Raw genomic sequence first — 18,912 nt, 5'->3', positions numbered from 1 at the left:
GCGCCGACGGCAGGCGCTCGTGGCACTGGTGTTCATCGCACCGGCGCTCGGGCTGTACGGCTGGTTGGTGCTGGGTTCTTTCGGACGGGCGTTCCAGTACTCGCTGTACAACTGGAACGGCGTCGGGACGGCGACCTTCGTCGGCATCAAGAACTACGTGGACGTGTTCTCCTCCCCGGCTCGGCTCACGGCCTTGCTGCACTCGTTCGAGCTGATGGTCTTCTTCACGGGCGTCACCCTGGTGCTCGGTCTTGCTGCCGCGGTGCTGACCCGAGGCGCCTCCCGGCGGCGTGGGTCCGGCCTCGCCCGGACCCTGCTCTTCATGCCGCAGGTCATCCCGATCGTTGCGGCCGCCATCGGCTGGAGCTGGATCTACTCACGCGAGGGGCTGGTCAACCAGGTTCTCTCCGCGATCGGCCTGCACGGTGTCACGCGTCCGTGGCTCGCGGATCCCGTCACGGCGTTGCCGGGAGTGGGGTTCGTCGGCACCTGGGCGCTGCTCGGCCTCGTGACGATGATGCTGACCGCCGGCATCAGCAAGATCGACCAATCCATCTACGAGGCTGCGCGTATCGATGGCGCCAACGCCCTCCAGGAGTTCTTCGCCGTGACGCTCCCCGGCATCCGGCGTGAGCTCGTGGTCTGCGCAACACTGACCGTCATTGCTGCGCTCGCCAGCTTCGACATCGTCTTCATGACGACGCAGGGTGGTCCGAACCGGGCCACGATGGTCCCCGGCGTGGACATCTACCTGTTGGCGTTCGGACAGCAGAAGATCGGCGCCGCTGCGGCGATGGGGATCGTCCTCATGTGCGTGGTCCTGCTCGTGATCATCCCCCTGCAGCGACTCGCCGCGAAGGACTGAGCCATGCGAATCTCCCGTACCGAGAACCTGGCGGGCGGCGTCGTTCTCCTGGCGCTGGTCGTCTTCACCGTGATGCCGTTCGTCTCACTGTTCTCCGTCGCGCTCGCGCCGGCGAACACGCTGCCTTCCGGGATCTCCTTCGCCGGTCACCTGCACTGGGAGAACTTCGCGACGGCGTTCCAGCTCGCGCACTTCCCGACGCTGATGGGCTCGAGCGCCACTCTGGTGGTCGTCGTCGTCCCCCTGGTGCTGCTGTGCTCGACGATGGCCGCCTACTCGCTGACCTGGCTGCGAGTCCCGGCCGGCGGTGCGCTGTTCGTCGTCTTCCTCGCCGGACTGACCATCCCCACCGAGAGCCTCATCACACCCCTGTACCTGACGATGCGTCAGCTGCACCTCACCAACACCGTGTGGAGCGTCGCGCTACCCCTGGTGGCCTTCCAGATGCCTTTCGGTGTCTTCTGGATGCGCTCGCACTTCCTCGGGATGCCGGCCGAGATCGAGGAAGCAGCACAGGTGGACGGTGCGGGACCGGTCCGCACCTTCCTGCAGATCCAGGTTCCGCTCGCGCGCGCGGCCATCTCCACGATGGTGATCCTCAGCTTCCTGTGGACCTGGAACCACTTCATCCTGACGCTGGTGATGATCGACGACCCGGCCAAGCGCACCGTCGGTGGCGCTCTGGCGGGTTTCCAAGGGGCTCATGCCACCGACGTGGTGATGCTCTGCGCGGCGGCCCTTCTCATGATGATCCCGACCCTGCTGGTCTTCGCCGTGTTCCAGCGTCAGTTCCGCGCGGCGCTTCTGCAGGGCTCCGTCAAGGCCTGACGGTGGGGAGCGATATCTCATGACGCCCGACGTGCCGCTTCGGCCGCCCTACGACCCGGAGCTGGCGAGCTCGTTGATGGCTGCCGGCCCGGTCTACGTCCTGAACTTCGAGAGCGAGGCGCTCGTCTCCTTGCAGGAGGAGCTGCGGGCGCACTCCGGTGCCGCCCGTGCCGAGCTCGAGGCGCAGGGTCTCGTCGTCGCCGACCTGGCTGCACCGGGTGCTGACGGCCACCTCGTTCCGCTGCACCACGTGTTCTCACCGAGCTCGGGCACGCCTCGACCCTGCATCGTGTACGTCCACGGCGGCGGCATGGTGCTCGGCACCCCGTGGGACTCGGCCTCTGACTTCGTCCGGTGGATCGACGACTTCGGCGTGAGCGTCGTGACCGTCGACTACCGCCTCGCCCCGCAGGTGAAGGCGCCGGTCCCCGTCGAGGACTGCTTCGCGGCCCTGGCGTACGTGCACGAGAACGCGACGGCACTCGGCGTGGACCGGGAGGCACTCGTCGTGGCGGGCATGAGCGCCGGTGGCGGGCTCGCGGCCGCAACGGCCCTGCTCGCCCGGGATCGTCGCGTTCCGCGGTTGCGGGGCCAGCTGCTGCTGGCACCCATGCTCGACCCGGACGCCGACGGCGACTCGGCGCGGCAGGTACCAGACAGTCCGTGGAACCGGGACGAGAACACGACGGCGTGGCGGCTTCTCCTGGAGGGGGTCGACCCGCGTGAGGCTTCGGCCAACGCGCCGGCGCGGGCGCGGTCTCTGGCGGGGCTGCCGCCGACGCTCCTGGAGGTGGGTTCCGCCGAGATCTTCCGCTCGGAGGTGATCGATTACGCTTCCAGGATCTGGCGGGTCGGGGGAGAGGCCGAGCTGCACGTGTGGAGCGGCGGCTTCCACGGGTTCAGCTCGTATCCCCACGCGGCCGTGACGCAAGCCGCGCTCGAGGCCCGTCGCAACTGGCTCGGCCGGCTGTTCGGGTACGGACCGCGGGAGGCACGGAGTCGATGAGAGACCTGCTCGCGCGGTTGGCGCTGCACGACGAGGACGCCTCCGCCGCGCTGCGGGTCTACGACTACTTCGACGCGCTCGACGCCAGCGCGGCCGGCCCGGAGGCCTATCTCCGAGGTGCCGCGGGGCTCAGCTCGTGCGGGGCCGGCATGCGTCTGCCCGAACGGCATCTGACGCTCCGTGTCGGGCCTGCGGGGCAGCGGCTCCCGTCGGGCGACGACTTCCAACCGGCGGAGGCCTGGCCACAGACGGCGATCGGCGGCGAGGGCCAGGACCGCGTCTGGATGGAGACGGACGAACCGAGCATGCTGCACGAGCTGATCCTCGAGCGCGTGGTGCAAGGGGTCCGGCGGTGGATGAACCGCATCGAGACGCTCGTGCCAGACCCGGCACAGGCATGGACCGCGCTGCTGAACGACCCGGTGCCGCCCGAGCGTCGCCACCAGCTGCTCGCAGCCTTGAAGCTGGACGGCAGCCGCACCTACCAGGTCGTCGCCCACCTGCCGGCCACGCCGTCCGGAGGGTTGCACGCGTACACGAACCTGTGCGGGGTGGCCGTCGGCGCCACCATCCGGCGCGCTCCGTACGACACGGAGGTCAACAGCGGCGGGAACGCGCGGGTCGGCGTGGGGCCGGAGGTCGACGTCGCGGGGCTGCTGACGTCGTGGGAGCGGGCCGCCATCGTGCTCCGGATCGCTCGACCGGGCGAGGTCACGCGGTGGGACCGGCTAGGCGTTCTGGGCCCGATGTTCCTGCACGTCAGCACCGAGGAGCTGCTCGCGGATCCCGTGGTGACCGCGATCAACTCCGACACCATGCCGTGGTTGGACCAGACGGTCACCGCGGTGACGCAGACCGGATCCGTGCGTGGCGCCGCCGACCTGCTGAAACTCCATCACTCGACCGTGCAGAAGCGGCTCGACAGGCTGCAGCAGGAGTTCAACCTCAACCTGGCGAACCAGCGCCACGTGTATCACCTCTGGCTGGCGTTGGCTGCGTTCCGGTACGCCACCTTCGGTACCCCTGCGAACCTCGAGCGCGAGGTCAGGCTCACCCCCCGGCCGCCGGAGAGCGGTCGGCGATCGTGAGCTGACGCACCGGGCGTCGTCGGGTCGCACCCGTCTCCGGCCAGGGCCCCGACGGCGATCGATGACGTGCGGTGCGCTAGGAGGAGAAGACGACGGTCGTCGGTTCGGCGCCGCGGCGGGTGCAGATGCGGAACGACGTCGTCGTGAAATCGGCGCGCAGGGACGCTTCGCTGGTGTCGTCCGTCCACGTCAGGACCAGCACACCGTCCCGTTCCTCTCCGATGGTGAGCGATCCATTGAATGCGGGAAAGTGGTTGCGGAATCGCAGCACCTCGAGGAACTGCTGGACGGACGGCCTCTGCACCCGGGCCGCGATCTCGTCCATGGCGTAGTTGTGGCGGTTGGCCGCTCGAAGGTCGCCCACCTCCTCGAGCATCGCCAGATCGTTCGCACCGAAGAGGGCTCCGACGTAGTACACCTGGGGGATCCCAGGTGCGAAGAGCTGGAGAACGCGTGCGAGAAGGAATGCTCGGTCGTCCTCGCCCAGGGCTGAGTAGAACGACGTCATGAGCTGGTAGCGCTGGGCTCCCTGCCGCCCCTTGGTGATGGTGGACGGCGGACGAGGTGAACGGCTCCGCAGCTCCTCGGTGTTCGCTTCGACGCGATCGACCACGAGGTCGATCTCCTCGTCGTCGAGCAGGCCCACAACGTCGACGACGCCGATGCCGTCATGCGTGTCGAGCGTCGTGAACTGCTTGCGAGGACAGATCTCCAGCCAGTGCCTGAGCCGGTCGGACCGACCGGTGAACAGAGCGTGCAGGGTCAGCATCGGGAGCGCGAAGTCGTAGACCCAATGGCCGCGGTCGGCCATCTTCAGCTGGATCCGGTAGTTCTCGTGGATCTCCGGCACCATCTGCGTGCCACGCGCTCGCAGCGCACGCATGCCGATCTCGAGGATCTCCCAGACCTCCGGCTCCACGAAGAAGCAGCTGGTCCCGGGACGCTTCGAGGCGTAGGCGAACGCGTCGAAACGAACCACCGCGACGCGTTCGGCGAGGATGGCGAGGTTGCGCTCGAAGTAGGCATGGGTGGCCGGCTGCCAGGGGTCGATGTCGACCTGCTCGGCGAAGAAGGTGTTCCAGAGCCTGACCGCCGTGCCGTCCCGGCGCGTGACCTCGAGCACCGGCCCCCCGGGCTTGCGGCGGTAGAGCGCGGCCATCTCGGCGGGCGTCGGTTCGCCGCCCGGCCAGAACTCGTCCCAGTGGATGAACATGTCCCGGTACGGAGACTCGTCACCGAGCTCCAGGTAGTCGAGGAACTCGCGGGACCGGATCGAGGCGTGGTTGATCATGAAGTCGGCCATGAGGAAGTAGTCCTGGCCGAGCTCCTCGATGTCGGACCAGCTGCCGAATGCCGGGTCCACCACGTCGTACTCGATCACCGCGAAACCACGATCGCCCGAGGAGGGGAAGAAGGGCAGGACGTGGATCCCGCCGAAGGCTCCGGCGAGGTGCGTGCGCAGCGCCTGCGCCAAGCCGCGGAGGTCGCCGCCCAGGCTGTCCGGGTAGGTGATGAGCATGGCTTGGTTCGCGACGGGCCTCATGACGGGATTCCTTCCGTGTGGTCAGTCGCCTGGACCGGTCCGGGCAACGCACGCGCCGGCTGCTGTCCTGGCGGGTTCGATGCGCGCGGTGGGGCTGCCGCCGTCCCGGCACTCCTCTTCGGCCCCCACCCACGAAGGTTGCGTCCGAAGAGGAGAAAGATCAGGAGGCCGAGCGCGATCGGGATGGTGAGCGTGAGGTACATCGTCGAGTACGCCTGCGCGAGCGGGGTTCCGGCGTCGACGCGGGCGGTGACGATGGAACCCGCCACGATCGGCATGACGAGGTAGGCGAGGTCGACGCCGATGTAGTTCGTGTTGCTGGCCACCCCCCGCCTCCCGGGTTCGACGGACATCAGGCAGAGCGTCTGGATGGCGGGCTGGCAGATCCCGTACCCGAAGGCCGAGACCGCCCCGGCGACGAGGAAGCCCGCCAGCGTCCTCGCGTGGGCGATCACCACGAAGGAGAGCGCGAACGCCGCCATCCCCGGGATCACCACCACCCGGAGCCCGTGGGTGTCGCCGACCCGGCCCGCCAAGGGCCGAGAGATCACGATGAACAGGGCGTAGACGGTGAAGAAGAGGCCGATGCCCGTGACGTGGCGCGACTCGCCGTACAGCACGATGAACGAGTTCACGCCGGAGAACGCTCCACCCAGAAGCATGACCACAGCAGCGGGGACGAGCGCCTCGAGGGCGATGAACGACCGCCACGTGAAGCCTCGGCCGACCGTCGGCTCGGGCCGGCGCGAGGGAAAGCGCCAGGCAAGGGCAGCGGCGAGCGCGAGGAGGGCGGCGCCGCACAGGAAGGCCGGACGGTACCCGAGCGCGGCGGCGAGCCACAGACCGACCGACGGCCCCAAGGCGGTTGCCACGGCCTGACCGAGGGAGAAGACGCCGATGCCTTGGGCCATCCGTTCCGGCGGCAGCGCATCGCTCGCCATGGCCAGCGTGACCGGCGCGAGGAAGCCCATCGCGGCCCCGTGCAGCAACCTCGCGGCGATGAGCACGGCGAGGCTGGTCGACGCGCCGTAGGCGACGAAGGCCAGAGCGATCAGGGAGACCGTGGCGGTCAGAAGGACGTTGTGCCGAACTTTCAGGGTGGCCCATCCAACGGCGGGCCGAACGGCAAGTGAGGTGACGGCGAACACGCCGGCGACGACTCCCACGACGAGCGCCGTCGCCCCCAGCGATTCGGCCAGCTTCGGCACCATCGCGAGCGTCATGAACTGAGCGAAGTTGATGACGAAGTTGATCCCGAAGAGAGTGCTGAACTGTGACGTCCAGATCGGCGCCCGTCGCCGTTCCATGGAGCCCCCCGGGCGTCGACGTGTCCGCAGCGCAGGCACGCACCACGGTGATTTCGATCCATCGTCGCGTCGGGGGTCGCGGGTCCTGATCCGCCTCAGTGGCGCAATCCTCGGGCGTCGGGCCGCCAGACGGCGGCTGCGGCATGCGACTCTGGCCGGACAGGGTGGGCGCAGCTGGACGCCGCCGCCCGGGCGTGACCTGGCGGTCGTCACTCCAGCTCAGCGATGACGATGCCGAGGAGAGATCGATGGCCCTGCTGACCATGAACGCCGAGAGCCGGTTCCTGCGGACCAACCAGGCGTTCAGCATGATCCTGCCGGACATGCCCCGGGCGCTGGAGCCTGCCGAGTTCTACCGGGAACGTCAGGACCTCCCGGTGGTGTGGCTCCTGCACGGCACGTACGGGGACCACACCGACTGGGTCCGCAAGACGAACGTCGAGCGGTACGCGGCCCGCAAGGGCGTCGCCGTCGTCATGCCGAGCGGGCTCAACAGCAACTACTCCAACTGGAGCCGGTGCATGTTGGGCTACGACATGTACGACTACGTGCTCCGTGAGCTCATGCCGATGGTGCAGGAGTGGTTCCCGGTCTCCGCTCGCCGGGAGGACAACTTCATCGCGGGGCTCTCCATGGGTGGGCGTGGTGCGATCAAGCTCGCCGTCAACGCCCCGGAACGGTTCGGGGCCGCGGCCATCCTCTCCGCGTCACCGCGTGACTTCGCCACGCTCACCCCCGAGTACCTCGCGGGCGACGACCCGGTCTCTGCCCGCTTCGCAGGCATGGTCGAGAACGCCGGAGGGATGTCCGCATTCCTCGCGTCCGAGGAGAACGTGTGGCGCATCATCGACGAGCGCGCCGCGTCCGGGACTCTTCCTCGGTTGCTCTTCGCGAGCGGTGCGGACGACGACTACGTCATGAACGACCTGCGACCCTTCCGCGAGCACGCGGCGACTCTGGGCCTCGACGCCACGTTCTTCATCGGCGAGGGCTACACGCACGAGTGGGACTTCTGGGACCTCGCGGTCCGCGAGGCCTTCGAGTTCTTCGGCCTGCCCGACGTCGAGTTCGACGCCGTCTGAGGCGCCGCTCCGGGCCCCGGCGTCGACCACCGGACCCTCCGCCGCACACAGCCCAGAAGGAGCAACCCATGCCAGGAGCCGCCGTCCTGCGACCGGGCGTCCCTGACGACGACAACCGTGACTACCTCCCGGAGTCGCTCAAGGGCTCCGAGCTCGTGGTGAACGAGAACGGCAACAACTCGCAGCCGTACCCAGCGCTGCTGCGCGAGCACCAGGGGGTCGTCGCCGACGGGATCAACGACGTCTGGTACACCTACGTCCCGTCGAGCTACGACCCCACACGCCCCACGCCTCTGGTGATCGCCCTGCACGGAGGGCTGATGACGGGGTGGGGCCAGGCGGTCTACACGTCCTGGGTGAACGTCGCGGACCGTGAGGGTTTCATCGTGCTGTTCCCTACGGCCAGCTCGCGCCGACTGTGGACCGTCGAGCTCTCCCCGGCCAGCCTGCCCGCCGCGACCACCCCCAACAGCAACGGGCTCTACCTGAACCGCCCTGCGGCCAGTCCGGACGTGAACCACGACATCCGGCTCGTGCTCGGGCTGATCGACAGGCTCGCCACCGAGTACGAGATCGACCGGAGCAGGATCTTCATGCAGGGCATGTCTCTCGGCGACTCCATGACTGCCTACTTCGCCCGCAACTTCGGACACGTCCTCGCCGGCGCAGCCGGATCTGGAGGCTCCACGGACCCAGCGCTTCTCTTCGACGAGCAGGGGGGCCTCGTCAACCGTGGTGGACCTCTGGCGATCTGGCAGTCGCGGCTCGACCTCGACAACGGCCCGTCGCTCTTCTCCGACGATGCTGCCGAGGTCAACCGGCTGAACCGTGAGTACTGGCTGCGCGTCAACGGCGTGACGGAGCCGCCGGCGATCGCCGTGCGCGGGGTCGACAACTTCGCGTTCTATCGCGGCGCGCACGCCGATGTCGTCTTTCGCGATGTCCACGGGCGGGACCACGGTCAGACGTTCGACGATGCGGAGCTGGTCTGGGACTACCTGTTCTCGGGGGTTCGACGCTCGGTGGATGGGTCGATCGAGAGAGTCGGACCGGCTCTCGCGCCGGTCGGCGATCCGTTCGCGATAGCGGTAGCAGACGGCCGGAAGCTCGCCTGGGTATCGGGCGAGCGAGTCGCGATGCCGGTACCGGCATTCACCTGGGAGGCTGCCAAGTACCACGGCATGGGTGGCGAGCGAGACGTGCGTGGCACCTATCTCTTCGTCCCGCTCTCCTTCTTGGCAACTCTGTTCAGAGCCGACCTTCAGGTGGGCGACGACGGCGCGAGTGCCGTCCTCACCCTTTCGGACGGGCGCACCCTGCAGTTCGCGCGGGGCGTCATCGGTTGCGTCCTCGACGGGCGCGTGACGGCGATGCCGGCCGAGGCCGTCGTCCGCGAGGGCGAGCTGTGCATCTCACTGGAGTGGTTCGCCTTGAACGTCATGGGCCTGTGGTCGTCCACCCACTCCGGGGCGACCTACGTCACGGACCACTATGCCCAGCTCGGCGGCAACATGGCTCGTCTCATCAGCGACCTGCTCTGGTAGCGGCCCGGACGCAGGCGCGCGCTCATCGCGCCGACCGTCCACCGAGGTTCGCCCGCGTGTCTCGGCGCGCTCGTTGACGTCCTGACGACATCGACGGGAGAGGCCCTTCCGCTCGTCTGAGCGAAAGGGCCTCTGACCTGAACATTTGTAGCGGGGGGATCGCCGGTGGGCGCGACCGTCGCCTGCGTCGTCGGGCATTGCCGCAGGCCAGCGGCTCATGCATGGGCATCTGCACACCCTTCCGTTTCTTTGAGGCCCGATCAGAGCACGGCCCCATGACGGGGGGATCGCTGGTCTGGAGCAGCACCTGGCCGGACGTGTTCCGCCAAACCCGAAGCCTTAACGGGCGCGCGCCTCGTGCCCCGAACCTGCCCGCAGCTGCCCGAGGCCGCAGACCCAGACCGACACCGGGCGCATCCCTTGACAGAGGGTTCATACCTTCTGCTACGTTGTTAGTAAATCGAGTTACTAACCGCACGAGGGAGTGCCGCTGTGGCGTGGATCGACGACGCGGTCGTGTACCAGGTGTACGTCCGCTCGTTCGCCGACGGGAACGGGGACGGGGTCGGGGACTTGGCGGGCCTGACCGGTCGCCTGGACCACCTGGCGTCCTTGGGTGTCGACGCGGTGTGGCTGAGCCCGTGCTTCCAGTCCCCGCAGGCGGACCACGGGTACGACGTGTCCGACTACACAGCGGTCGACCCGTTGTTCGGGACGGTGGCCGATCTCGAGGCGTTCGTCACGGCAGCTCACGCCCGCGGCGTCCGCGTGATGCTCGACCTCGTCCCCAACCACTGCTCCGTGGAGCACGCGTGGTTCCGTGAGGCGCTCGCTGCTCCGGCGGGGTCGCGGGAGAGGTCGAGGTTCCACTTCGCCGACGGGCGTGGCCCGGATGGGGAGCTGCCGCCGAACAACTGGGGCAGCGTGTTCGGCGGCCCCGGCTGGACCCGGGTGCCCGACGGGCAGTGGTACCTGCACTCCTTCGACGCCTCGCAGCCGGACCTGAACTGGGGGTGCGACGAGGTCGTCGAGATGATGGACGGCGTCTTGCGGTTCTGGTTCGACCGGGGCGTGGACGGCTTCCGCGTCGACGTGGCGCACGGCCTGGTCAAGCGTGACGGCTTGCCGGACTGGACAGGGCCGGCGGGGTCGAGCAACGAGTTCATGTGGAACCAGCCAGGTGTGCACGACGTCTACCGGCGGTGGCGCAAGATCGCCGACGAGTACGGCGCCTGCTTCGTCGGTGAGGTCTGGGTGGCCTCGGTCGCGGACCTGATGGCGTACGCCTCCCCGGACGAGCTGGGGCAGGCGTTCGACTTCCACCTGCTGGTCCAGCCGTGGCATGCGCCGTCGATCCGCGGTGCGGTCGAGCACGGCCTGCGTCCCGGCACGGCGTGGGCGTTGGCGAACCACGACGTGCACCGGCCGGCGACGCGGTACGGGCAGGTGCAGGTGGTCGAGGAGCCGGACCCGGCGGACATGCTGGCATCGGCGCGCCGCCGCGGGCCGGTGGACCTTCCTCTCGGCCGTCGGCGCGCGGTGGCGGCATCCATGCTGATGCTGGCGCTGCCGGGTGCGGCGTACCTGTACCAGGGGGACGAGCTGGCGTTGCCGGAGGTCTTCGACCTGCCCGAGCACGTGCGGCAGGACCCGATCTGGGTCCGGTCTGCCGGTGCCGAGCTCGGGCGCGACGGGTGCCGGGTCCCGATGCCCTGGACCGCGGAGCCGTCAACGTTCGGGTTCACGGCAGCACCCACCGCGTGGCTGCCGCAGCCATCGGTCTTCGGATCGCTCAGCGTCGAGGCTCAAGAGCCCGACCCGTGGTCCGCACTGGGCGTGGTGCGCCGGGCGGTGCACGCCCGTCGGCACCTGTTCGCCGGTGACGACCTCCTGTGGTTGGACGAGCTCGGCGAGGACGTCGTCGCGTTCCGCCGTGGCCCGGTCGTGTGCGTGCTGAACACCTCCGCGCACGAGCTGGTGCTTCCCGACGGCTGGGGCACCGTGCAGGTGTCCAGCGCGCCGATCGACGGCAGGATCCTTCCTACGGATGCCTGCGCGTGGTTGTCCGTCGCCGAGGGCGACGGCGTTTCACCTTCACCCACGCCGGCGACCGCCGGCACGACAAAGGAGTCGTGATGCTCCGCAAGACAGCACTGGCATCGAGTATCGCCATCGGTCTGCTGACCGTGGCCGCGTGCGCTCCCGGCTCCACAGCGAGCACGTCGGCGACGACGAGCGGCGCCGCGGCCAAGCCCGTCACCGTGACCGTGTGGCACTACTGGGACGGCGCCAACGCCGACACCTTCCAGGCGATGGCGGACCAGTACTCCAAGAGCCACCCCGGTGTGACGGTGAAGGCGGTGAACATCCCCAGCTCGGACCTGATCACCAAGATCCAGACCTCGGCCAAGACGGACACGCTGCCGTCGATGGCGATCATGGACCTGGTGTCCGTGCCGCAGGTCGCCCAGACCGGCAAGCTGGTGGACCTCAAGCCGCTGGTGGACCCCGCGACGATGAGCGACATCTATCCGGCGCTGCTGGACTTCGGCAAGGACGGCGACAAGCAGTACGCGGTCCCCGTCTCCACCAACAACCTCGGCTACATGTACAACAAGGACCTGTACAAGCAGGCCGGCCTGAACCCCGACCAGCCGCCCAAGACCTGGGAAGAGCTGCAGGCCCAGGCCCAGCAGATCAAGGACAAGACCGGCAAGCCCGGGGTGGAGCTGTTCACCCAGGCAGGTGACTCCGGTGAGGGCCTGACGTGGAACTTCCAGGTCAGCCTGTGGCAGGCCGGCGGCGACTTCCTGAGTGCGGACAACAAGAAGGCGGCGTTCAACACCCCCGCGGGCAAGAAGGCGCTGCAGTTCTGGGTCGACCTGCTGAACAAGGGCCTGGCACCACGGACGCAGTGGGGGGCCTTCGAGAAGGGCACCGCCGGCGGTGCACAGGAGGGCTCCTGGATGGTCGGCATCTGGGCCTCGGACCCGCCGTTCGACTTCGGCACGGCCACCGTCCCGTACCCCTCGGACGGCAAGCCCGCGACGAACATGGGTGGTGAGCGCGCGGTCGTCTTCACCTCCGACGAGGCCACCCAGAAGGCGTCCGCCGACTTCTTGACCTGGTTCCTCGCCCCGGAGCAGGTCACGTCCTGGAGCGAGAAGACCGGCATGCTCCCGGTGCGCAAGGCCGTCGGGGACTCCGACGCGTACAAGCAGTGGGTCTCTTCCACCCAGCCCCGCCTGCAGCCGTTCGTCGACCAGCTGGCCACGGCCAAGTCCCGGCCGAACACGCCGCTGTACCCGCAGGTCTCGCTGGCCTTCGCCAAGCAGATCGAGAAGGCGCTGGCCGGCCAGGTGTCGGTCGACGACGCGCTGAAGGCCGCCGAGACCGACGTCAACGCCGCGCTCTCGGGCGCCAAGTGACCATGGTCGCCACCACCGCACCGACCGTCGGGCGCTCCGTCCAGGAGCCCGTCCGGCGGTCGGTGCGGGACCGCTACTCCAGGCGCGAGGTGCTTACCGCGGTCGGGTTCCTCGTCCCGGCGCTGGTCATCCTCGGCACCTTCGTCATCTACCCGATCGTGTCGGGCGGGTTCCTCAGCCTGACCTCGTGGAACGGCTTCGGCACCGCGCAGCAGTTCGTCGGTCTGGACAACTACGCGCGGATGCTCGCCGACCACGAGTTCTGGAACTCCCTGTTGGTCACGGTGCTCTACGCCGGAGGCGTCAGCGTCCTGTCGGTGGCGTCCGGTCTGGCGATCGCGCTGCTGCTGGACGCGCCGCTGCGTGGGCTGGCCGTCTACCGGGGGATCTACTTCCTGCCGGTGGTCACCTCCTCGGTCGCCGCGGCCATCGTGTGGCGGTACATGCTCGACTCGTCCGGCGTGCTCAACCGGCTCCTGACGGCGATCGGCCTGCCGACGGTCGACTGGCTGAACCAGCGGTGGACCGCCCTCGCGGCGCTCACGCTGCTGACCGTCTGGAAGAACCTGGGGTTCAACGCGATCTTGTACCTGACCGCGCTGCAGGCCCTTCCCGTCTCGTTGACCGAAGCGGCGCAGCTGGACGGTGCCACCTTGTGGCAACGGATCCGGTGGATGACCATCCCGCTGCTGCGGCCGATGACCTTCTTCGTGGTCGTCCAGGCGCTGATCACGGCGTTCCAGTCCTTCGACCTGGTCTACGTGCTGACCGGCGGTGGACCGACCGGCGGCACCGAGGTGCTCGGGATGCTCATGTACCGGTACGCGTTCAAGCTCGGGCAGTTCGGCTACGGCGCGGCCATCGCGTTCGCGAGCCTGGCGCTGATGCTCGGCGTGACCCTCGTGCAGTGGCGGGCCACCGGGTCGGGGGAGTCGGATCTGGCATGAGCAGCACCACGTCCCGCCCGCGCCCGGTCCGCTGGGGCACCGCGGCCCGGCACACCCTGCTGATCCTCGGCAGCGCGACGGTCATCGTGCCGTTCGTCTGGATGTTCCTGACCTCGGTGAAGAAGCGCTCCGAGGTGTTCACCCGCCTCTGGCCCACCGAGTGGCACTGGGAGAACTACGTGCACGCGTGGCAGGCCGCCCCGTTCGAGCGGTACTACCTGAACAGCATCGTGATGACCGTGGGCATCGTCGTCGGCCACCTGGTGCTGGACTCGCTGGCCGCCTACGCGTTCGCCCGGCTGCGGTTCCCCGCGAAGAACCCGATCTTCCTGCTGCTGCTGGCCACGATGATGGTGCCGCAGTTCGTCACGATCATCCCGGCGTTCTCCCTCGTGGTGCAGCTGCACTGGACCGACACCTACTGGGCGTTGATCGTGCCGCGGCTGGCCGACGTGTTCGGAATCGTCCTGCTGCGCCAGTACTTCTCGACGATCCCCAAGGAGATCGAGGAAGCTGCCCGGCTCGACGGGTGCGGGCGGGTGCGGACCTTCGTGCAGGTGGTCATCCCGCTGTCGTCGGCCTCGCTGGCCACGTTGGCGATCTTCGCGATGCTGTTCGCCTGGAACGACTTCCTGTGGCCGCTGCTGGTCACCAACGGCGACGAGATGCGCACCATCCAGATCGGTCTGGCGGCCTTCCAGGGCCGGTACGCCACGTCGTGGAACTATCTGATGGCGGGCACCTTGACCTCCGCCATCCCCACCATCGTCATGTTCTTGATCTTCCAGCGGGCGCTGATCCGCGGTGTCGCCGGTACCGGCGTGAAGGGATGAGCCCGCACACCATGTCCAGCTCCAACGACAGCACCGCCCCCAGAGTCCCGGCCTGGGTCCAGGACGCGGTGTTCTACCAGATCTTCCCCGAGCGGTTCGCCAACGCCGACCCCGCCCGCAACCCGCCGGACGTGCGCGCCTGGGACTCGCCACCCGCCCGAGAGGGCTTCCTCGGCGGCGACCTGGCCGGGATCGTGCAGCACCTGGACCACATCGTCGACCTGGGCGCCAACGCCCTGTACCTGACGCCGATCTTCGCCGCCGGCACCAACCACCGGTACGACGCCACCGACTACTTCTCGATCGACCCGCGGCTAGGCGACCTCGGTTCGTTCCGCGAGCTGCTTCAGGAGGCCCACTCGCGGGGGGTCCGCGTGGTGCTCGACGCCGTGCTCAACCACTGCGGCGTGGGGCACTCGGCCTTCCAGGACGTCGTGGCCAACGGCGCCCAGTCGCCGTACGTCAACTGGTTCTACGTCGAAGACCTGCCCGTCGTGCAGAAGCCCGTCCCGAACTACCGGACCTGCTCGGGCTGCTGGTACCTGCCCAAGTGGAACGTGCACGACCCGCAGGTGCGCGAGCACCACCTGAACGTCGCCCGGTACTGGCTCGAGCAGGGCATCGACGGGTGGCGGCTGGACGTCCCGTACTTCGTGCCCATGCCGTTCTGGCGCCAGTTCCGACGCGTCGTCAAGGACACCAACCCCGAGGCGTACATCGTCGCCGAGGAATGGCGCTCACCTACCCAGTGGCTGGCCGGGGACACCGCCGACGGCACGATGAACTACACCCTGCGCGACCTGGTCCTGGGGTTCACCGCCGACCGCAAGCACGATGCCAAGACCCTGGCCGCGGGGATGAACGACCTGCGCGACCAGATCCCGCACCACGCGCGGCACGCGATGCTGAACCTGCTCGGCAGCCACGACACCGAACGACTGATCACCCGGCACGGCGACGACCCCGTCGCGACTCGCCTCGCGCTGACGTTGCTGGTCACCGCGCCCGGGGCGCCGATGATCTACTACGGCGACGAGATCGGCATGACCGGGGACAACGACCCCGGCTGCCGTGCCGGCATGGTCTGGGACACCAACCGATGGGACACCGACACGTTGCAGACGCTGACCAGCCTGCTGGCATTGCGGGCCAAGCTGCCGGCACTGCGATACGGAACAGACGAGTACCCCTACGCCGTGGGCGACGTCGTGGTGCGCCGCCGAGTGCTCGACGGTGACAGCGTGCTGGTCGCCGTGAACCGAGGACCTGTCGACGCGGATCTGCCGCCGTCAGCCCTCGGCAACGCGGAGGCAGCTCAGGTCTGGCCGGCCGTCGACCAGCGCAGAGCCGCCGGCAACCCCCTCCGGGTGCCGGCCCGCTCCGCGGTCGTCTGGACGACGGAGCAGGCATGAGCCCCCGTCGAGTGACCATTGCCGACGTCGCAGCCAAGGCGAACGTGTCCAAGACCGCCGTGTCGTTCGCGTTCAACAACCCTGACCGTCTCTCGGACGGGACCCTGCAGCAGATCCTCGCCGTCGCCGAAGAGCTCGGCTACGTCCGCGACCCCGCCGCCAGGATGCTACGCACCGGCCGGACCAACTCTCTCGGCGTGCTCCTTCCCCAGCAGATCGACGCGGCCCTCGAGAACCCGTACTACGCCCAGTTCTTCCGGGGCATCGGACAGACCTGTCACCAGGAAGGGCTGTCCATGCTGCTCGTCCCGCCGCTGCGGGACTCCATGCTCAAAGCCATCCCCTATGCGGCGGTCGACGGATTCGTCGTCTGCGGGCTCGAAGCCGACCGCGGCGAGGTGCAGGCCCTGCGCCATCGGGGGATCCCGTTCGTCCTGGTCGACAGCGACGAGACCGACGGGGTGTCCTGCATCGACGTCGACGAGGAGAACGGCATGCGGGAGGTGGCCGAGTACATCCTCGACCAGGGCCACCGCCGCATCCTGGTGCTCGCTTTCGAGTCCGGCACCACCGGCGGCTCGACCGGGTGGCACGGGCCGCTCTCGCGGCGCAAGCGGGGCGTGGACCACGCGCTGGAGAGGTACGGGCTGGCCATCGACGACCCCCGCGTCGAGATCCGCGAGATTCCCTGCACCCGCGCCGCCGGCGCCGCAGCCCTACGCGAGGTCTGGCAGAGCGGCGAGCACCCCACCGCTGTCATCACGTTCTCCGACATCATCGCCTTCGGCGTCCTCGACGCCGCCCGAGAATTGGACGTCGACGTACCCGGGGAGCTGTCCGTGACCGGCTTCGACGACCTGCCTGAGTCGGAGTGGGCACACCCCGGCCTGACCACCGCACGCCAACCGATCGAAGCCAAGGGTCGGCTCGCCTCCGAGTACCTCGTCGACGCGATCGCCGGCCAGGACTCCGAGCCACGGCGGCGCCGACTGCACACCACCCTCGTCATCCGCGACTCCGTCGCGCCGCCTCGCGAGGGCTGATCACGCCCGTCGGCTGCGCGTGACCGCCCTCGCATCCACGACGAAGGCCCGGACTATCTGGTCCGGGCCTTCGGTCTTGAGTAGCGGGGGCAGGATTTGAACCTGCGACCTCTGGGTTATGAGCCCAGCGAGCTACCGAGCTGCTCCACCCCGCGTCGGCTCGACAACCCTACGTCACCGCCAGGGCACGGCCAAATCCGGCCGTCACCGCCCGCCGCCGGGCGCGGCCCCGCAACCAGCGGTCCGGGCCGGCACGGACCCGCGACGGACACACCCCGTCACCACTCCCACGAGCCAGTACGCTCGCGCGCGGCGTAGCCACGGCGGCGGACCGGTCCGCCTCCACGCGAGAGAGATGGCCCGATGCACCTCCTCACCACCGCAGCACCCGTCGACGCCGGCGACACGGCGTGGATCATCGTCTGCACCGCGCTCGTCCTGCTGATGACGCCGGGGCTCGCGTTCTTCTACACGGGCATGGTCCGGTCGAAGCACGCGCTCGCGATGATCATGCAGAGCTTCACCGCGATCGCGGTCGTCTCGATCACCTGGGTCGTCGCGGGCTACTCGCTGGCGTTCGACACCGATGCCGGTGGCGGGCTGATCGGCGGGCTCCACCTCGTCGGCCTCGCCCACGCCCAGGAGGCGGTGCCGGGCATCCCGCTGACGGTCCCGCCGCTGGCCTTCGTCGCGTTCCAGCTGATGTTCGCCATCATCACGGCGGCCCTGATCAGCGGCGCGTCGGCGGACCGGATGCGGTTCGGCGCGTTCGTCACGTTCGTCGCCGTCTGGTCGGTCGTCGTGTACGCGCCGCTCGCGCACTGGGTCTGGTCGCCCACCGGGTGGCTGCACCGCGCGGGCCTGCTGGACTTCGCCGGCGGGACGGTCGTCGAGATCTGCTCCGGGGCGTCGGCCCTGGCTCTCGCCCTGGTGCTGGGACCGCGGCGCGGTTGGCCGCGGGAGATGATGGCGCCGCACAACCTGCCGCTCACGCTGCTGGGCGCCGGCCTGCTCTGGTTCGGCTGGATCGGGTTCAACGCCGGGTCGGCGTTGACCGCGGGCACCCTCGCGGCGAGCGCGGCGCTGGCCACCCACCTGTCCGGTGTCGGCGGCATGATCGGCTGGCTGGCGCTCGAGAAGCGGCTGACCGGCAAGGCCACCACGCTGGGCGGCGCCACGGGGGCGGTCGCGGGGCTGGTCGCTATCACGCCGGCCGCCGGCTTCGTCGCACCGGTCCCCGCGATCGTCATCGGGGTGGTCGCCGGCGTCGTTTGCCTCTTCGCCATCCGGCTCAAGTTCCGCTTCCGCTACGACGACTCGCTCGACGTGGTCGCCGTGCACTACGTCGGTGGCGTGATCGGCACGCTCGCCGTCGGCCTGCTCGCCGCCACCGCGGTCAACCCGGCCGTCGCCCGCCAGGGTCTGCTGCTCGGTGGGGGGCTCGGTCAGGTGGGACGCCAGCTGCTCGGCGTGCTGGCCGCCTCGGCGTTCGCCTTCGCGGCGTCCTACGCGATCGCGTGGGCGCTGCGCGCGACCATCGGACTGCGGGTGACGCCCGAGGAGGAGCACGAGGGCCTCGACTCGAGCCAGCACGCCGAGACCGCGTACGAGCTCACCGCCACCTCCAGCATCGGAAGGACCTCCTGATGAAGCTCATCACGGCGATCGTCAAGCCGTTCAAGGTCTCCGACGTCCGCGAGGCGCTCGGCGCCATCGGCGTCCGGGGGCTGACCGTGTCCGACGCGCAGGGGTACGGCCGCCAGGGCGGGCACACCGAGGTGTACCGCGGCGCCGAGTACCAGATCGACTTCGTGCCGAAGGTGCGGCTCGAGGTGGTGGTCAGCGACGACATGGTCGAGACGGTCGTGGACACGCTCGTCGCCGCGGCCCGCACCGGCAAGATCGGTGACGGCAAGGTGTGGGTGCAGACGATCGACGAGCTGGTGCGGGTGCGGACCAACGAGCGCGGGGACGACGCGGTCTGAG

General features: G+C 69.1%; 16 protein-coding genes and 1 tRNA gene. 14 read left to right on the top strand and 3 right to left on the bottom strand.

What is annotated here, in order from left to right; genetic code table 11:
- Positions 1-19: 19 nt before the first annotated feature.
- From QMF98_RS12170 to QMF98_RS12155, 4 genes are read left to right on the top strand one after another with little or no spacing between them, the layout of a single operon-like run.
- Positions 20-865: a carbohydrate ABC transporter permease gene (locus tag QMF98_RS12170; protein WP_337973278.1), complete on the top strand. Its 846-nt coding sequence runs from the start codon at positions 20-22 to the stop codon at positions 863-865.
- Between the two features lie 3 nt (positions 866-868).
- Entirely contained in the window at positions 869-1,693 is an 825-nt protein-coding gene (locus QMF98_RS12165; protein ID WP_337973277.1) for a carbohydrate ABC transporter permease, read from the top strand.
- Between the two features lie 19 nt (positions 1,694-1,712).
- Positions 1,713-2,699 carry an alpha/beta hydrolase gene (locus QMF98_RS12160; protein ID WP_337973276.1) on the top strand — a complete coding sequence of 329 codons (987 nt, stop codon included), beginning with the start codon at positions 1,713-1,715 and terminating at the stop codon, positions 2,697-2,699.
- Positions 2,696-3,787 carry a helix-turn-helix domain-containing protein gene (locus QMF98_RS12155; protein ID WP_337973275.1) on the top strand — a complete coding sequence of 364 codons (1,092 nt, stop codon included), beginning with the start codon at positions 2,696-2,698 and terminating at the stop codon, positions 3,785-3,787. Before QMF98_RS12160 ends, QMF98_RS12155 begins: the two co-directional genes overlap by 4 nt.
- A 76-nt stretch (positions 3,788-3,863) precedes the next feature.
- On the opposite strand, the gene gtfA is transcribed toward QMF98_RS12155, so the two are convergent.
- Positions 3,864-5,330, bottom strand: a complete 1,467-nt coding sequence (gene gtfA / locus QMF98_RS12150; protein ID WP_337973274.1) for a sucrose phosphorylase — start codon at positions 5,328-5,330, stop codon at positions 3,864-3,866.
- The gene (locus QMF98_RS12145; RefSeq protein ID WP_337973273.1) at positions 5,327-6,637 is read right to left on the bottom strand and encodes an MFS transporter; all 1,311 of its coding nucleotides are present in this window, start codon (positions 6,635-6,637) and stop codon (positions 5,327-5,329) included. Before QMF98_RS12145 ends, gtfA begins: the two co-directional genes overlap by 4 nt.
- Before the next feature lie 248 nt (positions 6,638-6,885).
- Here QMF98_RS12145 and QMF98_RS12140 point away from each other — a divergent pair, with 248 nt between their 5' ends.
- From QMF98_RS12140 to QMF98_RS12105, 8 genes are all read left to right on the top strand, one after another.
- Positions 6,886-7,719: an alpha/beta hydrolase gene (locus QMF98_RS12140; RefSeq protein WP_337973272.1), complete on the top strand. Its 834-nt coding sequence runs from the start codon at positions 6,886-6,888 to the stop codon at positions 7,717-7,719.
- A 158-nt stretch (positions 7,720-7,877) separates the two neighbouring features.
- A complete protein-coding gene (locus QMF98_RS12135; RefSeq protein ID WP_337973271.1) occupies positions 7,878-9,263 on the top strand; it encodes a CE1 family esterase in 1,386 nt (461 codons plus the stop codon).
- A gap of 492 nt (positions 9,264-9,755) precedes the next feature.
- On the top strand, positions 9,756-11,399 hold the full coding sequence (locus QMF98_RS12130; protein WP_337973270.1) for a glycoside hydrolase family 13 protein: 1,644 nt from the start codon (positions 9,756-9,758) through the stop codon (positions 11,397-11,399).
- The gene (locus QMF98_RS12125; protein WP_337973269.1) at positions 11,399-12,691 is read left to right on the top strand and encodes an ABC transporter substrate-binding protein; all 1,293 of its coding nucleotides are present in this window, start codon (positions 11,399-11,401) and stop codon (positions 12,689-12,691) included. Before QMF98_RS12130 ends, QMF98_RS12125 begins: the two co-directional genes overlap by 1 nt.
- Positions 12,692-12,693: 2 nt before the next feature.
- Positions 12,694-13,638, top strand: coding sequence for a carbohydrate ABC transporter permease (locus QMF98_RS12120; protein ID WP_337973268.1), 945 nt, complete (start codon positions 12,694-12,696; stop codon positions 13,636-13,638).
- Positions 13,635-14,471: a carbohydrate ABC transporter permease gene (locus QMF98_RS12115; RefSeq protein WP_337973267.1), complete on the top strand. Its 837-nt coding sequence runs from the start codon at positions 13,635-13,637 to the stop codon at positions 14,469-14,471. Before QMF98_RS12120 ends, QMF98_RS12115 begins: the two co-directional genes overlap by 4 nt.
- Positions 14,468-15,883: a glycoside hydrolase family 13 protein gene (locus QMF98_RS12110; protein WP_337973266.1), complete on the top strand. Its 1,416-nt coding sequence runs from the start codon at positions 14,468-14,470 to the stop codon at positions 15,881-15,883. The genes QMF98_RS12115 and QMF98_RS12110 overlap by 4 nt, the downstream gene beginning before the upstream one ends.
- Positions 15,880-16,926 carry a LacI family DNA-binding transcriptional regulator gene (locus tag QMF98_RS12105; RefSeq protein WP_337973265.1) on the top strand — a complete coding sequence of 349 codons (1,047 nt, stop codon included), beginning with the start codon at positions 15,880-15,882 and terminating at the stop codon, positions 16,924-16,926. The genes QMF98_RS12110 and QMF98_RS12105 overlap by 4 nt, the downstream gene beginning before the upstream one ends.
- An 81-nt stretch (positions 16,927-17,007) precedes the next feature.
- Here QMF98_RS12105 and QMF98_RS12100 read toward each other — a convergent pair.
- Positions 17,008-17,081 (bottom strand) — tRNA-Met (locus QMF98_RS12100).
- Between the two features lie 208 nt (positions 17,082-17,289).
- On the opposite strand from QMF98_RS12100, the gene QMF98_RS12095 reads away from it, so the two are divergent.
- Positions 17,290-18,573, top strand: coding sequence for an ammonium transporter (locus tag QMF98_RS12095; RefSeq protein ID WP_337973264.1), 1,284 nt, complete (start codon positions 17,290-17,292; stop codon positions 18,571-18,573).
- Entirely contained in the window at positions 18,573-18,911 is a 339-nt protein-coding gene (locus QMF98_RS12090; RefSeq protein WP_337973263.1) for a P-II family nitrogen regulator, read from the top strand. The genes QMF98_RS12095 and QMF98_RS12090 overlap by 1 nt, the downstream gene beginning before the upstream one ends.
- The last annotated feature ends 1 nt before the right edge of the window (position 18,912 follow it).

It is taken from the genome of Cellulomonas sp. NTE-D12 (genome assembly GCF_027923705.1).
Classification (GTDB): domain Bacteria; phylum Actinomycetota; class Actinomycetes; order Actinomycetales; family Cellulomonadaceae; genus Cellulomonas.
This window is presented reverse-complemented; position numbering and strand designations above follow the sequence as displayed.

Excerpts from the sequence above, each read along its gene's own strand:
- QMF98_RS12165 (WP_337973277.1), top strand. The coding sequence starts at position 869 with ATGCGAATCTCCCGTACCGAGAACCTGGCGGGCGGCGTCGTTCTCCTG.
- QMF98_RS12160 (WP_337973276.1), top strand. The coding sequence starts at position 1,713 with ATGACGCCCGACGTGCCGCTTCGGCCGCCCTACGACCCGGAGCTGGCG.
- QMF98_RS12155 (WP_337973275.1), top strand. The coding sequence starts at position 2,696 with ATGAGAGACCTGCTCGCGCGGTTGGCGCTGCACGACGAGGACGCCTCC.
- gtfA (WP_337973274.1), bottom strand. The coding sequence starts at position 5,330 with ATGAGGCCCGTCGCGAACCAAGCCATGCTCATCACCTACCCGGACAGC.
- QMF98_RS12145 (WP_337973273.1), bottom strand. The coding sequence starts at position 6,637 with ATGGAACGGCGACGGGCGCCGATCTGGACGTCACAGTTCAGCACTCTC.
- QMF98_RS12140 (WP_337973272.1), top strand. The coding sequence starts at position 6,886 with ATGGCCCTGCTGACCATGAACGCCGAGAGCCGGTTCCTGCGGACCAAC.
- QMF98_RS12125 (WP_337973269.1), top strand. The coding sequence starts at position 11,399 with ATGCTCCGCAAGACAGCACTGGCATCGAGTATCGCCATCGGTCTGCTG.
- QMF98_RS12120 (WP_337973268.1), top strand. The coding sequence starts at position 12,694 with ATGGTCGCCACCACCGCACCGACCGTCGGGCGCTCCGTCCAGGAGCCC.
- QMF98_RS12115 (WP_337973267.1), top strand. The coding sequence starts at position 13,635 with ATGAGCAGCACCACGTCCCGCCCGCGCCCGGTCCGCTGGGGCACCGCG.
- QMF98_RS12110 (WP_337973266.1), top strand. The coding sequence starts at position 14,468 with ATGAGCCCGCACACCATGTCCAGCTCCAACGACAGCACCGCCCCCAGA.
- QMF98_RS12105 (WP_337973265.1), top strand. The coding sequence starts at position 15,880 with ATGAGCCCCCGTCGAGTGACCATTGCCGACGTCGCAGCCAAGGCGAAC.
- QMF98_RS12095 (WP_337973264.1), top strand. The coding sequence starts at position 17,290 with ATGCACCTCCTCACCACCGCAGCACCCGTCGACGCCGGCGACACGGCG.
- QMF98_RS12090 (WP_337973263.1), top strand. The coding sequence starts at position 18,573 with ATGAAGCTCATCACGGCGATCGTCAAGCCGTTCAAGGTCTCCGACGTC.